Consider the following 14,043-nt stretch of genomic DNA (forward strand, 5'->3'; position numbering starts at 1 on the left):
GCTTGGCGTCGGGAAAACTATGCTGGTGGAGCGGCGCGCTTGTCAAAGCCTCCGGGGCAATGCCGTGGCGTCAGCAGGCGGGAATGCCCATTTCGTCGCAATGCGCCTGATGCTCGGCACGGATACGGTCGAGCGCGCGGTGGATGATATCGCGGGCGGGATCGTACATCAGCTCGATCGTGATACCGCGCAGGCTGAGGATCAGGATGCGGGCATGGACGATGCAGGCGGTCACGTCCTTTGCGCCGGCATCGGCCGCGATGGCCGCAATGTCGCGGTCGATCTCGATTTCGATGCGCTGGGCGATGGGCCTGAGTTCGGCGGCGAGGGCGTCATCCCAGCGGGCGGCGAGCAGGATTTCCGTGATGGCGGCGGATTCCGGAATGTTCTGCGTGTCCCAGAAGAGATCGCACATGGCGCGGTATTTGACGGCTGCGTCGCTGATCGATTCGTAGCGCGCCTGCGTGTCGGCGACCATGGCGCGCATGGCGGCATCGGCGGCGGCGGACATGAGCGCGAGGCGCGTGGGAAAGAGGTTCAGCACGGAGCCCCGGCTGACACCTGCAGCGGCCATGACGGTTTCCACCGATGTGGCGGCATAGCCCGTGCGGCTGAGGCAATCGACAGCGGCGGTGATCAGCGCGCGGCGGGTTTCCTCGCCCCGGCGGGTGCGGCGGCGGCGTTCGGGCTGGGCCGGTTCAAGCGTCTTTGTCTGCGTGTCCATGACACACCTTAACCGGGGGAGCACAGGGGACGTCAACCTTGGATATAAATAATATTAGTCAGTGTTGACTATTTCAACATTTGGGATAGCGTTTCGGAAAGACGGCATGCGGCCCTTGGCCAAGCAAGCCCGTCGCAAGCGCCGGAAAACGGCCGATCAGGAGGAAACAGCTTTGCCCGACACAGCCACACAGGAACAGTCCGACACCGTGAACCGCGGCGGATTCCAGATATTCCGCACGGCCGATGCACCCTCGCTCGACGAGACGGCGCACATGGATGTGGCGGACATGACGCCCGAGCTGGAAGCGGGTATCGGCGTCGCGCTCGAAGCCGGCTTTGCCGAGGGCAATGTGGTCAAGACGCTGTTCTCGCAACCGGGCTTCAGCCTGACCTATGCGTGGTTCAAGAGCGGCTTCCCCCTTCCTCTGCACACGCATGATGTCGATTGCCTCTATTATGTTGTCGCCGGCAGCCTGCAGCTCGGCACGGAAACGCTGAACGCGGGCGACGGCTTTTTCGTCGGCGCGAACAAGGCCTATCGCTACACACCCGGACCGCAAGGCGCCGAAGTTCTGGAATTTCGCGGACAGGAGAATTTCGACATCAGGTTTCTCGCGAAAACCGTGCCCGCCTGGCAGAAGATTGCCGGCGCCGTGGCCGACCGCTGCCCCGATTGGGCCAACGAGTCTCCTCCCAGCGCCGCAAAGGCCTGAGCGGGGCTGCGGGACAGATGACAATGAAAAGATTCGAGAACAAGGTTGTCGTCATCACTGGCGCGGCATCCGGCATTGGTGCCGCAACGGCCCGGCTGATGGCAAGGGAAGGCGCGCATGTCGTGCTGGCCGACATTGGTGACGAAGGCGGACGCTCACTGGCGCGCGACCTGGGGCCAACGGCACTTGCGGTAAAATGCGATGTGTCGAAACAGGCGGACGTGGACGCGCTGATCCGGGCAGCTGTGGACAGCCATGGCCGGATCGACATCCTGTTCAACAATGCCGGCATTGGCAGCTATGGCACCAGCGTGGAGATGGACGCGGCGACATGGGAAAACGTGATCGCGGTGGACCTGCACTCGGTGTTCTATGCCTGCCACGCCGCCATCCCGCATATGCCACAGGGCAGCGCCATCGTGAACACGGCGTCGATCTCGGGCCTCGGTGGGGACTATCGTTTCGCTGCCTATAATGCCGCCAAGGGCGCGGTCGTAAACTATACGCGGGCCCTCGCGGTGGACCATGCGCGCGATGGCATTCGCGTCAACGCGCTCTGCCCCGGTCTTGTCGACACGCCGATCACGGCGGGCGTTCACCAGATACCGGGCCTGAAGGAAGACTGGACCCAGCGCATTCCGATGCAGCGCGCCGCGCAGCCGGAAGAGATGGCGAATGTCGTCGCCTTCCTTGCCTCGGATGCGGCGTCCTACGTGACCGGCTCGATCATCGTGGCGGATGGCGGCGCAACGGCGCATACCGGCCAGCCCGAGATTGCGCGCTTTGCCGAACTGCCGGCGGGCTGACAGATGCGCGCAGCGACTCTCCAGGGGCACCATTTTTCCATCCGCGAACTGGCTGACCCCACGCCCGCCCAAGGCCAGCTGCTTGTACGGCCGTTGTTCACCGGCATCTGCGGCAGCGATCTCAGCCTGCGCAAACAGATGGCGGCCGCCGCCGATGCGACACTGCCCGAAGCGCACAGCCAGTTGCCGGTGATCATTCCCGGCCATGAATTCTCGGCTGAACTGGTCGGCATTGCGCCCGGCACCGACACCGCGCTGAAGGTGGGCCAAATCGTTACTGCCCTGCCCTTCACGCATGGCCATGACGCGCCGCAGGCCATTGGCCTGTCGCCGGACCATGGCGGCGGGCTGGCTACGCTAAGCTGCGTGGATGCGGTGCGGGCCTTTGCCATTCCCGGCGATGTGCCAGCAGACCTTGGCGCCCTGACAGAGCCGGTCTCCGTAGGCCTGCACGCGGCAAACCTTGCGAGCCGCAATGCGGGGCCAAACATGGTGATCGGCTGCGGGCCGGTGGGCCTGTCGGTGATCCTGGCGCTGCGGTTGCAAGGGCGCGGGCCGATCCTCGCGGCAGATTTCTCGCCGGAGCGGCGCGCGGTGGCGGCCTCGCTTGGCGCAGATATCGTGCTGGACCCGGCAACGGACTCGCCCTTCAGCCGCTGGACCGATTTTGCCTTCACCCCGCACCCCATGTCGCCGCTGCTTGAGCGGGAGTTCAGCGGTCTGCCGCCGGGTATCAATGTGTTCGAATGCACAGGCGCGCCCGGCGTCATCGACCAGATCGTGAAGGCGGCCCCCGCGCACAGCCATATCATCGTTGTGGGCGTTTGCCCGCATGAGGAGAAGCTGACGCCACTGGAAGCCATCGTGCGGGAGCTGACGCTGGAGTTCAGCTTTGCCTACCGGCCAGAGGAGTTTGCGGCAGCGCTGGCGATGATCCGCGCGCATCCAGACGAGGCGATGCGCCTGATTACCAGCCGCCAGCCGCTGGAGCGAACGGAAGCGGCCTTTGACAGCCTGGCGAAGAACCCGAGCGAGATAAAGATCCTGATCGACCCGCAGGCCTGAGGCGCAAGGTTCTGATCGACAGCCCTGAACAGCGCGACTAGGTTCCTCCCATGATCAAGCTGACCTTCTGCCTTCGCCGCCTGCCGCATCTCAGCCGCGAGCAATTCCAGACCTATTGGCGCGAGAGCCACGCGCCGCTTGTGGCGAAGCATGCGAAGACACTGGGCGTGCTGCGCTATGTCCAGCTGCACACGGGGCATGATGCGCTGAACACCGGCATTGCTGGCTCACGCGGCGCACCGGAGGAATTTGACGGTGTGGCTGAGCTCTGGTTCGAGAGCGAAGACGCCATGGCCGCCAATACGAGCGAGGCGGCAGCGGCCGCCGGGCGCGAATTGCTGGAAGACGAGAAGACGTTCATCGACCTCGCCAACTCGCCGCTCTGGTTCGGCGACGAGCATGTGATTGTTGGCTGAAACCTGGCCCGCGCTGAGTTACCATATTTGAAACCCGTTTGACGTAGAGCCATATCTGGCAGGGGCGTGCACGCCACTGATCGCGGAAATGTGGCCATGGTCGGCAGCGCCTTAGCTGCTATAGGATAGCGCATGAGTATGACGTCGAACCCTGCAAGCACCGGCCCCAGCCTTGTCGATACCCGTAATTCGCCGCTGCGCCGGCCGGGCCGCTGGCGGATTTCGAACATCATTGACGGGCGCGCCCTGCGCATCAAGCTGACGTCCGCCGCCCAGCAGCACGAAGGCGACCCGCAAGCGGCGCGCAAGATCGTGATCGACCATTTGCACGCCGCCCTCTTCCGGGGTCGCCTGATCGCGCAGGAACGCCTGCAACAGGGCGCCGACGGGCTGGACACCGCGCGCCTGCTATGCGCCGTGCAGGATGAAGTCATCAGCGCGCTTTATGATTATACGACGACGCATGTGATCCGCGCGCGCAACCCCACAGAGGCCGAGCGTATCGCGGTCGTCGCCACAGGTGGCTATGGACGGGGCGTGATGGCGCCCTCCTCCGACACGGACCTCCTGTTCCTGCGTGCCTACAAGGTGAGCCCGCATACCGAGAGCGTGATCGAGTATATGCTCTATGCGATGTGGGACATGGGCCTGAAAGTGGGCCACGCCTTCCGCACGCCGCAGGATTGCGTGAAGCTCGCCGCCGAGGACGTGACGATCAAGACCTCAATGCTGGACGCACGGTTCATCTGCGGCGACCACACGCTGGCGACGGACATGTTCGAGCTGTTCCAGCGCGAAGCGGTAAAGGGCAAGGACGCGCAGTTCATTGCCGACAAGCTGGCCGAGCGCGATGCGCGCCATGCCCGCCATGGCGACGCGCGCTATGTGGTCGAGCCGAACCTCAAGGAAGGTAAGGGCGGACTGCGCGACCTGCAGACGCTCTACTGGATTACCAAGCACATGTATGGCGGGCGCACGCTGGAAGACGTGATGCAGAATGGCCCGTTCACGCCGCACGAATACAGTATCTTCATCCGCGCCGCGAAATTCCTCTGGACCGTGCGCTGCCATCTTCATTTCGTGACAGGACGCCCGGAAGAACGGCTCGGCTTTGACCTGCAACCGGAGATCGCCTCGCGCATGGGCTATCGTGACCGAGGCGAGCAGCAGGGCGTCGAGCGCTTCATGAAGCGCTATTTCCTGATCGCCAAGGACGTTGGCAGCCTGACGCGTATCCTGGCGGCGAAACTGGAAGCCGACCACAAGAAGAAGCCCGAGGGCCTGCGGCGCTTCCTGCCGATCCGCGCGCCACAGGCGCTGAAGGAAAACGGTTTCATTATCGACAATGGCCGTATCAACACGGTCGACGAGGACGTGATGGCGTCCGATCCGCTGAACATGCTGCGGCTGTTCACGATTGCCCGGCGCGAAGGCAAGGACATCCACCCCGATGCCCTGACGGCGCTGACCCGCAACCTGCGCGCCATGAATGACAGCGTGCGCGAGACGCCGGAAGCACGCCAACTGGTGCTGGAATCCATCATGGGCGGCGACCGGCCGGGCCAGGTACTGCGCTGGATGAACGAGTCGGGGCTGCTGGGCCGCGTGATGCCGGAATTTGGCGGTATCGTCGCTCAGACCCAGTTCAATATGTACCATCACTATACGGTGGACGAGCACACGATCCGCGCCGTGGAATATATCTCCGACATGGAGCACGGGCGCGGCGAGACAATCAAGCTGGTCAGCGAGCTGTTCCCGCTGCTGGAAAACCGCCGGGCGCTCTACATGGCGATGCTGTTGCACGATACGGGCAAGGGCAAGGGCGACCAGCAGATCGAAGGCATGAAAACATCGCTGCGCGCGTGCCAGCGCCTTGGCCTGCCGGAGGCCGAGAGCGAACTTGTAGCCTGGCTGGTGGGGCATCACCTCGAAATGAGCGAGACGGCGCAGAAGCGTGATATTTCCGATCCGCGCACAGTGGCGAAGTTTGCTGAACTTGTGGGGTCGCTGGAGCGGCTGCGCCTGCTCTATATTCTCACCGTGGCCGACATCAAAGCCGTCGGCCCGGCTGTGTGGAATGCGTGGAAGGGCCAGTTGCTGGCTGACCTTTACAACAATACCGCTGCCGCCCTGCGGGGCGGACGCACGGATGAGGCCGGTGTGCTGGCCGAACTGGAAGCGCGCGCCGAGCGCCGCCGCGAAGCCCTGATCGACCGGGTTGGCAAAGTGCCGGCGCTGATGCTGGAAATGGAAACGGCCTATTGGACAGGCTTTGATCTCGATGACCTCGCCTGGCAGGCCCGTGTACTGAATGACGGACTGCAAGAGGTCGTGGCACACCGCTATCTTGCCGATGGCGGCGCGGTGGCGATGATCGTGTCGGGCGCTGACCGGACGGGCCTGTTCGCAGACCTCGCAGGAACGCTGGCCCGGCTGGGCGCCAACGTTGTCTCGGCGCAGGTGTTCACCAGCAACCGGGGCCGCATCGTCGATATCTTCATGCTGCAGGACGCGAGCAAGGGCGCCTTTGCTGCCGGAGATGCGCCGCGCATGGAGCGACTGGAAAAAGCCATGCGGGACGCGCTCGCAGACAATGCCATCAAGGGCGAAGTGAATGCGCGGGCCGGACGGCGCGAGGCGGCCTTCCTGGTGCAGCCTTCGGTTCAGATCCGCGACGACTTGTCGGCCGACTATACGGTGATCGACATTGCCGGCCGCAACCGGCCGGGCCTGCTGCATGAAGTGGCGGATGTGCTGGCCGACATGAAACTGTCGATCCACTCGGCGCATGTCGGCTCTTACGGCGAGCGCGTGTTCGACGCCTTTTATGTACAGAATGCCCGCGGCCAGAAAATGGGTACAAAAGCCCGCAAAGATACACTCAAGGAACGTCTTCTTGCCGTATTAGGGCGCGAAGAACCGGATGCACCGCAAACCCCGGCCCGGAAACTGAAACGCTCCCGCGCCGTGGACAGCTTCTGAGAATTCACCCAAGGGAAATTGCATGAGCGTCGCGCGCAACACTCTCGTGCAATCGTCCCTGACGCTGGCTAGCCGCGTGCTGGGCATGGTGCGCGATATCCTTCTGGTCGCCACGATCGGCGCCGGGCCGGTGGGCGATGCCTGGGCGACGGCGCAGCAATTCCCGAACCTGTTCCGCCGCATCTTTGCCGAGGGGGCTTTTGCCTCCGCTTTCGTACCGACCTATGCGCGCACGCTGGAAGCCGAAGGACCGGAAGCGGCCCGCGCCGTGGCGCAAGAGGCGATGCGCGTGCTGTTTGCGGCGACGGCTGCGCTGACCATTCTGGCGCAGATTTTTATGCCTTGGGTGCTGCTGCTGATCCATGGCGGTCAGGCCGACGATCCGGAACACTATAATCTTGCCGTACTGCTGACGCGCGTGACGATGCCTTACCTGACCTTCATGGCGCTGGCCGCGCTGCTTTCGGGCGTGCTGAACTCATCCGAGCGGTTCATCCTGTCGGCGGGCGTGCCGACGCTGCTGAACCTTTGCCTGATCCCGGCGGCGCTAATCAGCGACGACCCGGTAACCACGGCCAAGGCCGCCTCGATTGCGTATTTCATCGCGGGCGTCCTGCAGGCCGGGGCACTGTGGTGGGGTGTCAGCCGCCAGAAAGTGCATCTCAGCCTGCTCGGCCTGCCGCGCCTGACCCCGGCGGTGAAGAAGGTGATGATGCTGGCCCTGCCCGGCACGTTTGCGGCCAGCGGTACGCAGATCAACATCATTGTCAGCCAGTCGCTCGCGAGTTTCGAAGTCGGCGCCAAGAGCTGGCTCTATGCAGCGGACCGGCTTTATCAGCTGCCGCTCGGCCTTGTCGGCGTGGCCGTGGGCGTCGCGATCCTGCCGCGCCTGTCACGGGCGGCGCGGGCGCTGGACGATGATTCCAGCCGGGCGACGATGGACGAGGGCATTGGCCTCGCCATGGCGCTGACGCTGCCGGCGGCGGCATCCCTGCTGATTGCGCCGGTCTTCCTGATTGATGCCTTCTTTGCGCGAGGCGAGTTTACCAATTTCGATGCACTGCAATCGGGCAATGCCCTCTTCCATTTTGCGTGGGGCGTTCCGGCCTTCGTGCTGATCAAGGTTCTGGCGCCGGCTTTCTTCGCCCGCGAGGACACGAAGACGCCGATGCGGTATGCGCTCGCCTCGGTCTTTATCAACACGGTACTTGGCGCGGGCCTGTTTTTCTGGATGAAGGCCAACGGCCAGCAGGGCTTTGTCGGCCTTGCGATTGCGACCAGTGTGGCCGCCTGGGTCAATGTGGTCCTGCTTTGGACGACACTGGTGAAGCGCGACTGGTACAGGCCGGGGCCGAAACTGGCTTCGGGCGTGATACGGGCGCTGCTGGCCACGGGGGTCATGTCGGCGGTGGTCTGGTATCTCCTGCGCATCCTGCCCACCGTGGAAGCGTATCTCTATGGCAGCAAGGCACTTTCGGCTGGCGTGATCGTGCTGGCGGGGGGCGTGACCTATGCCGTAGCGGCCCTGATCACGGGCGCCGTGCGGATCAGCGACATCCGACGCACTATGCGGCGCTGATCAAACGCGCTATTGGCCCTGCGCATGACTGATACGACCCCTGCCTATACCGGCCCCGAGCGCGTTTTCTCCGGCATCCAGCCAACGGGAAACCTGCACCTTGGCAACTATCTCGGCGCACTGAAAAAGTTCGTCGACCTTCAGGACGCTGGCCACGACTGCATCTTTTCGGTCGTGAACATGCATGCGATCACCCTGCCCGTGGCCCGTGAGGCGCTGCTGGACCAGACGCGCCAGATCGCAGCGGCCTTCCTCGCGTGCGGCATCGACCCCGACAAATCGATCGTCTTCGCGCAATCGGCCGTGCCCGCGCACGCCGAACTCGCCTGGGTGTTCAACTGTGTCGCCCGCATGGGCTGGGTCGAGCGGATGACCCAGTTCAAGGACAAGGCCGGTAAGGATTCCGAGCGCGCCTCCGTGGGCCTGTTCACCTATCCTGTGCTGCAGGCGGCTGACATCCTCGCCTACAAGGCGACACACGTGCCTGTCGGTGAAGACCAGAAACAGCACCTTGAGCTGAGCCGCGACATCGCCGACCGGTTCAACCGCGAATATGATGCGCCAGGCTTCTTCCCCCTGCCCGAACCCATGATCAAGGGCCCCGGTGCCCGGATCATGAGCCTGAAGGATGGCACGAAGAAGATGTCCAAGTCCGACCCGTCTGACCTGTCGCGCATCAACCTGGTTGATACGTCCGACGAGATCTCCAAGAAGATCAAGAAGGCCAAGACCGACCTTGAAGGCGATATGCCGAGCGAAGTCGACGGCCTGAAGGGCCGTCCGGAAGTCGAAAACCTTGTCGGCATCTACAGCGCTCTGTCCGGTGAAAGCGTCGAGGCCGTTCTGCGCCAATATGGCGGCCAGGGCTTTGGCGTGTTCAAGCCAGCGCTGGCAGACGTGACGGTGGCGCACCTCGCGCCGATAACCGCCCGCTATCGCGAGATACTTGCCGACACGGCGAGCATCGACCGCGCGCTGTCGAAAGGTGCCGAAAAGGCCCGCGCGATTGCTGCGACTATCATGGACGACGTGCGGGACATTATCGGTTTCTGGCGCGGCTGATGTGCCCCCCTGCGGCGGCATGCACCCTTTCTCCTCCCGAACTTCAGGCTTAGCGTGAGGGCAGAATTATTCCCCCGGAAGGATATCCCATGAAACGCCTCTTCCCTGCCCTTGCACTGATTGGCCTTGGCCTCGTGGCTGCCTGCTCAAATCCTGTTCCTGAAGGTGAAAGCGCCCTCGACATTTCCGGTGCCTATATCGTGATGCCGGCCGGTGGCCAGGGCATTGCCAGTGGCGGTCTGGTGGTGAAGGTACGCGGCACCGACGAGATGCTGACCGGTGTGACCACGGATGCAGCCGACAGTGTCGAGCTGCACACGATGGTGATGGACAATGGCGTGATGCGGATGCGCCAGGTGAAATCGTTTCCCGTGACCGAGAAATCGCCCCTGGTGCTGGAGCGCGGCGGTAACCACCTCATGCTGTTCGGCTTCGACAAAAGCCTCGCCGTGGGCGATTCGGCCGATCTCGTCCTGACATTCAGCGATGGTCAGGGCAAAGAACAAATGATGGTCACAAAAGCCGAAATCATTGGCCAGGCAGACTAACTGCCATTTTTTTGAGCAATCGCTGAGCAAAAAAACCAAAGCAGACCAAGGGCCTTTGGCAACTGACTTGCAATGAAGATTGCGGGTTGCCTAGATTTAACTGTTAAGGGACTGTTAATAGGCTTTAATTGCCCGCATAGTGTCGTAGGGGCAACAGTTTCAGCGTTTGGATGTAGAGTATGGCATTTGATAGTCGCCTGCCAGCGGCCTACCAGGAGGAAGGGCCCGTCGTGACCCGGATCGGTACCGACCATCTCGTGACTTTCGATTATGCCGAACCCAGTCCGATCATGTTGTTCTTCCAGCGCTGGTGGCGCCGCTCCATCCTGATGCTGAAGGTCGGCACGGTTGTTGGCGCCGTGCTCGCCTATCCGGTCATGACCGTGATGTCGCACAAGATCGACGACAGCGACGTTGTGCTCTCCTCGAACCAGGCCTGGGCCTCACCGGAAGCCGGCGTTGCGATCAACAAGATTGCCCGCGAGCTGGAAGGTACCGGCTGGGCCGGCGACCGCGCCAGCTGGCACCCGCAAGCCCGCCTCACCGCGATGCCCGCCTGGCAGAAGGCGACCGCCGATGCGCTGGCCGAGCATGCCCGCCTGCTGGCCGTGATAAGTCCGGTCAATGGTGAGCCCGACGCCGATCTCACCGCGGCCGCCCGCCTGCTGCACGGCATGCCGGGCGATGACATGCGCCCGCGCCTGACGTCGGCTGCAGAGGCGCTCAACCGTTTTGACACACGCTCTGCCCGCGGTCTGGCGACCCAGCCCGACCGGATGGAGCTATTGAAGGCTGAATCCCGTCTGTTCGCAGGCTGGTCTGAAACCGACCTCGCCGACCTTTCCGCGCAGATCAATGCTGAAACGGTCGAATGGCCCGCCAGCCGTCAGGACATCATTGCCTTCTACGGCGCCAAGGCCCGTGCCCATGTCGCCCGCGAGATGTTGCTGGCCTCTCAACGTGCCGATCCGCGCTTCAGCCGCATGCCAGACGTGCAGGCTGCCATGACCAAGGCCACGGAGGCCTGGGGCCATGCAGCGCATATGAAACCGCTGATCGTCTCAAACCAGCCCGGCGACGGCATGCTGATGGCCAATCACCTGGCCGGCATGGGATTCTACCTGTCCGAAGCCAAGGCCGCGACGCTGGAACTGGCCGATGCGATCGACGCCCTGCCCGCAGAAGACGTGGAATCCGTCGCCTCGCTGGACCCTGCCCTTGGCGTTGCGGCACCCTGAACGCGGCTTTCCCCTTGAACACATAGCGTCTTCGGGCCATCTGGACCCCAGATAGCCATGTGAGAGGGGCCTGACGCCCATGTTCATCCAGACCGAACCGACCCCGAACCCGGATACCGTGAAATTCCTGCCCGGATTGCCCGTTGCGGGCGATCTCGGGCCTTTCGACTTCCCTGATATTGGCAGCGCCCGCATGAGCCTGCTCGCACGCGCGCTGTTCCAGGTGGACGGCGTGGACCGCGTGTTCCTCGGCAGCGATTTCGTGTCGATCAACAAGGACCCGGGCCGCGACTGGAAACATGTCAAACCCATGGTGCTGGCCGCGATCATGGACCATTTCATGGCTGGCTTGCCAGTTGTCGAAGATGGCGCCGTCGCAGCAAGCAGCGAAAGCGGCGATGACACGGTTTATGAAGGAGACGCAGCCGAAATCGTCGAGGAGATCAAGGAACTGATCGAGACGCGCGTGCGCCCGGCCGTTGCCCAGGATGGCGGCGATATCATCTTCCATCGCTTCGAACCGGACACAGGCATTGTGCACCTGTCGATGCGCGGCGCCTGTGCGGGTTGCCCCTCCTCGACAATGACCCTGAAGCAGGGCATCGAAAATATGCTCAAGACCTATGTGCCGGAAGTCACAGCCGTCGAAGCCGTCCTTTAGGACATTTATAAAATTATAGAAGGACACTCCGCCATGGCTCACCCGGTCAACGACCACGCCCTTGACGTCATCTTCCGCGATGCGCGCAGCCAGAACGGCTTTCTCGACAAATCGGTGCCCGAAGTACTGGTTCGCGCCGTTTATGACCTCGCGAAGATGGGCCCGACGAGCGCCAATTGCTGCCCGGCCCGCTTCGTCTGGATCACCAGCGACGAGGCCAAGGCGCGCCTGAAGCCCCATATGGGCGGCAACAATACCGACAAGACAATGAGCGCACCCTATGTGTGCATCATCGCCTATGACCTGAAATTCCAGGAAAAAATCCCGAAACTCTTTCCCCACGCGCCCGGCGCGAAGGACTGGTTCAATTCCAATCGCGATGAGACCGCCTTTCGCAATGGCACGCTTCAGGGCGCCTATCTGATGATCGCGGCCCGCGCGCTCGGCCTCGATTGCGGTCCGATGTCCGGCTTTGACGCTGATGGCGTGAACAAGGAATTCTTCGAGAGCCAGGATGGCGAGATGCAGCATTGGCGCGCCAATTTTATCTGCAACATCGGCCATGGCGACAAATCCAAGCTTTTCGACCGCAGCCCGCGCCTCGACTTTGAAGAAGCCTGCCGGGTTCTCTGATCCCGCACAAAAATGCTGGTTCTCGCTCTCAACACCGCCTCTGCCGCCCTCGAAGCGGCACTGGTGCGTGACGGTGACATACTCGCCGACGCGCGCGAGGATATGGCACGTGGGCAGGACCGACAACTTCCGGGCTTCGTTGAGCGCCTGCTGGATGAGGCAGGTGTCATACTGCAGGATGTTGACCGGATAGCGGTCGTCACCGGGCCGGGCAGCTTCACAGGCATCCGGATCGGCGTTGCCTATGCGCGCGGCCTTGCGCTTGTGACGGGCGCACCCTGCATTGGCGTGACCAGTCTGGAAGCGGCCATTCCGGCCGGCATGGAGGGCAACACGCTGGGCGCGCTGCAGGCCCAGAAACGCCCGCCGGACCAGACCTGGTGGGTGCAGGGCCTTGAGGGCGACGAAGGCATATCGACGCCTGTGGAAGTCGGTCTTGACGCGCTGAAGACCATGCTGGAAGGCTTCAAGGTGCCCATCTTCATGGATGGCGCGGAGGCGCTTGGCTCACTGGCAGAAGCGCTCGACATACGCCCGATGCGGCCCTCGGCGATTACGGCCGCGCTCAAGGCGCCAAGCTTTGAAGCAAGCAACCACTCCCCTGCCCCCGTTTATGCCCGCGAGCCCGACGCAACCCTGCCCGGCCAAAAACCATGACGCAGCCCGTCATTGTCCTCCGGCCCGACGATGCCGGACGCGTAGCGATGCTGCATGCGACCGGTTTTGCCGATCCGTGGAGCCCGGCAGCCTTTCGCGACCTCCTCTCTGAGAGTACGACGTTCGGCCTTGGCGCAGAGCGATCTGGCACGCTCGCAGGTTTCATTCTGGTGCAGACAGTGGTGGGCGAAGCGGACATCCTGACGATTGCCACAGCGCCGGATTTCAAGCGAATGGGCATCGCCGCACACTTATTGAAAAGCATGATCACCCGACTGGGCGAACGCGGCATTTCCCGCATCATGCTGGACGTGGCGGAGGACAACCTTGCCGCGCGGAGCTTGTATGATGGGCTCGGCTTCAGCGAGGACGGTCGCCGCCCCGGTTATTACACGACCGGACGCGATATACCTGTCGCCGCTATCCTCATGTCACGCTCGCTCGCGTTATGAGCGCTGCCATCTGGACTTCCCGCGCCACTGGGGGCAGATAAGTAAAATGGACAGACTAGAAAAACTTTGCGCTGAAAAAGGCCTTCGCATGACGGAGCCGCGACGCGTGATCGCGCGCATCCTGTCGATGTCGGACGACCACCCCGATGCCGAAGAGCTGCACCGCCGCGCGAATACGATGGACTCCTCGATTTCACTGGCAACCGTCTACCGGACCGTGAAACTGTTCGAGGATGCCGGCATCATCGAACGCCATGACTTCCGTGACGGGCGCGCCCGCTACGAGGAAGTGCCCGACGAGCACCATGACCACCTGATCGACATCAAGACCGGCGGCGTCGTGGAATTCCATTCGGAAGAAATCGAGGCCCTGCAGGTCGAGATCGCCCGCAAGCTCGGCTACAAGCTGGTCGATCACCGGCTGGAGCTTTACGGGATACCGCTCAAGGACGGCGAGTAGCCCGGCCGCCTCCCCCCGTCGGGGAGAGGCAGGCAAGCGATA

General features: G+C 63.0%; 15 protein-coding genes. 14 read left to right on the plus strand and 1 reads right to left on the minus strand.

Features of this window, described 5'->3' with window-relative positions; translation table 11 throughout:
- Positions 1-70 precede the first annotated feature (70 nt).
- Positions 71-724, minus strand: a complete 654-nt coding sequence (locus V7651_RS03485) for a TetR/AcrR family transcriptional regulator (protein ID WP_335612181.1) — start codon at positions 722-724, stop codon at positions 71-73.
- A 106-nt stretch (positions 725-830) separates the two neighbouring features.
- On the opposite strand from V7651_RS03485, the gene V7651_RS03490 reads away from it, so the two are divergent.
- From V7651_RS03490 to V7651_RS03555, 14 genes are all read left to right on the plus strand, one after another.
- Positions 831-1,439 (plus strand): cupin domain-containing protein, encoded by a 609-nt coding sequence (locus V7651_RS03490; protein ID WP_335612182.1) that lies wholly within the window; start codon positions 831-833, stop codon positions 1,437-1,439.
- A gap of 23 nt (positions 1,440-1,462) precedes the next feature.
- The gene (gene budC, locus V7651_RS03495) at positions 1,463-2,245 is read left to right on the plus strand and encodes a meso-2,3-butanediol dehydrogenase (protein ID WP_335612183.1); all 783 of its coding nucleotides are present in this window, start codon (positions 1,463-1,465) and stop codon (positions 2,243-2,245) included.
- A gap of 3 nt (positions 2,246-2,248) precedes the next feature.
- Complete coding sequence (locus V7651_RS03500) at positions 2,249-3,310, plus strand: zinc-binding dehydrogenase (protein ID WP_335612184.1); 1,062 nt, start codon at positions 2,249-2,251, stop codon at positions 3,308-3,310.
- Between the two features lie 50 nt (positions 3,311-3,360).
- A complete protein-coding gene (locus V7651_RS03505) occupies positions 3,361-3,726 on the plus strand; it encodes an EthD domain-containing protein (RefSeq protein WP_335612185.1) in 366 nt (121 codons plus the stop codon).
- Between the two features lie 138 nt (positions 3,727-3,864).
- A complete protein-coding gene (locus V7651_RS03510; RefSeq protein WP_418887215.1) occupies positions 3,865-6,711 on the plus strand; it encodes a [protein-PII] uridylyltransferase in 2,847 nt (948 codons plus the stop codon).
- Positions 6,712-6,733: 22 nt separating this feature from the next.
- Positions 6,734-8,290, plus strand: a complete 1,557-nt coding sequence (gene murJ, locus V7651_RS03515; protein WP_335612187.1) for a murein biosynthesis integral membrane protein MurJ — start codon at positions 6,734-6,736, stop codon at positions 8,288-8,290.
- A 24-nt stretch (positions 8,291-8,314) separates the two neighbouring features.
- Positions 8,315-9,352, plus strand: coding sequence for a tryptophan--tRNA ligase (gene trpS, locus V7651_RS03520; RefSeq protein WP_335612188.1), 1,038 nt, complete (start codon positions 8,315-8,317; stop codon positions 9,350-9,352).
- 89 nt (positions 9,353-9,441) lie between these two features.
- Positions 9,442-9,900, plus strand: a complete 459-nt coding sequence (locus V7651_RS03525) for a copper chaperone PCu(A)C (RefSeq protein ID WP_335612189.1) — start codon at positions 9,442-9,444, stop codon at positions 9,898-9,900.
- A 179-nt stretch (positions 9,901-10,079) separates the two neighbouring features.
- A complete protein-coding gene (locus tag V7651_RS03530) occupies positions 10,080-11,138 on the plus strand; it encodes a hypothetical protein (protein ID WP_335612190.1) in 1,059 nt (352 codons plus the stop codon).
- Between the two features lie 79 nt (positions 11,139-11,217).
- Positions 11,218-11,799 (plus strand): NifU family protein, encoded by a 582-nt coding sequence (locus V7651_RS03535; RefSeq protein ID WP_335612191.1) that lies wholly within the window; start codon positions 11,218-11,220, stop codon positions 11,797-11,799.
- Between the two features lie 33 nt (positions 11,800-11,832).
- Entirely contained in the window at positions 11,833-12,432 is a 600-nt protein-coding gene (locus tag V7651_RS03540; RefSeq protein WP_335612192.1) for a malonic semialdehyde reductase, read from the plus strand.
- Between the two features lie 12 nt (positions 12,433-12,444).
- Positions 12,445-13,089, plus strand: a complete 645-nt coding sequence (gene tsaB, locus V7651_RS03545) for a tRNA (adenosine(37)-N6)-threonylcarbamoyltransferase complex dimerization subunit type 1 TsaB (RefSeq protein ID WP_335612193.1) — start codon at positions 12,445-12,447, stop codon at positions 13,087-13,089.
- A complete protein-coding gene (gene rimI, locus V7651_RS03550; protein ID WP_335612194.1) occupies positions 13,086-13,541 on the plus strand; it encodes a ribosomal protein S18-alanine N-acetyltransferase in 456 nt (151 codons plus the stop codon). Before tsaB ends, rimI begins: the two co-directional genes overlap by 4 nt.
- A gap of 46 nt (positions 13,542-13,587) precedes the next feature.
- Positions 13,588-14,001, plus strand: a complete 414-nt coding sequence (locus V7651_RS03555; protein ID WP_035535411.1) for a Fur family transcriptional regulator — start codon at positions 13,588-13,590, stop codon at positions 13,999-14,001.
- Positions 14,002-14,043: the final 42 nt, after the last annotated feature.

Source organism: Hyphomonas oceanitis (assembly GCF_036964545.1).
Classification (GTDB): Bacteria; Pseudomonadota; Alphaproteobacteria; order Caulobacterales; family Hyphomonadaceae; genus Hyphomonas; species Hyphomonas oceanitis.

Coding starts and splice junctions, on each gene's coding strand:
- V7651_RS03485 (WP_335612181.1), bottom strand. CDS start 724: ATGGACACGCAGACAAAGACGCTTGAACCGGCCCAGCCCGAACGCCGC.
- V7651_RS03490 (WP_335612182.1), top strand. CDS start 831: ATGCGGCCCTTGGCCAAGCAAGCCCGTCGCAAGCGCCGGAAAACGGCC.
- budC (WP_335612183.1), top strand. CDS start 1,463: ATGAAAAGATTCGAGAACAAGGTTGTCGTCATCACTGGCGCGGCATCC.
- V7651_RS03500 (WP_335612184.1), top strand. CDS start 2,249: ATGCGCGCAGCGACTCTCCAGGGGCACCATTTTTCCATCCGCGAACTG.
- V7651_RS03505 (WP_335612185.1), top strand. CDS start 3,361: ATGATCAAGCTGACCTTCTGCCTTCGCCGCCTGCCGCATCTCAGCCGC.
- V7651_RS03510 (WP_418887215.1), top strand. CDS start 3,865: ATGACGTCGAACCCTGCAAGCACCGGCCCCAGCCTTGTCGATACCCGT.
- murJ (WP_335612187.1), top strand. CDS start 6,734: ATGAGCGTCGCGCGCAACACTCTCGTGCAATCGTCCCTGACGCTGGCT.
- trpS (WP_335612188.1), top strand. CDS start 8,315: ATGACTGATACGACCCCTGCCTATACCGGCCCCGAGCGCGTTTTCTCC.
- V7651_RS03525 (WP_335612189.1), top strand. CDS start 9,442: ATGAAACGCCTCTTCCCTGCCCTTGCACTGATTGGCCTTGGCCTCGTG.
- V7651_RS03530 (WP_335612190.1), top strand. CDS start 10,080: ATGGCATTTGATAGTCGCCTGCCAGCGGCCTACCAGGAGGAAGGGCCC.
- V7651_RS03535 (WP_335612191.1), top strand. CDS start 11,218: ATGTTCATCCAGACCGAACCGACCCCGAACCCGGATACCGTGAAATTC.
- V7651_RS03540 (WP_335612192.1), top strand. CDS start 11,833: ATGGCTCACCCGGTCAACGACCACGCCCTTGACGTCATCTTCCGCGAT.
- tsaB (WP_335612193.1), top strand. CDS start 12,445: ATGCTGGTTCTCGCTCTCAACACCGCCTCTGCCGCCCTCGAAGCGGCA.
- rimI (WP_335612194.1), top strand. CDS start 13,086: ATGACGCAGCCCGTCATTGTCCTCCGGCCCGACGATGCCGGACGCGTA.
- V7651_RS03555 (WP_035535411.1), top strand. CDS start 13,588: ATGGACAGACTAGAAAAACTTTGCGCTGAAAAAGGCCTTCGCATGACG.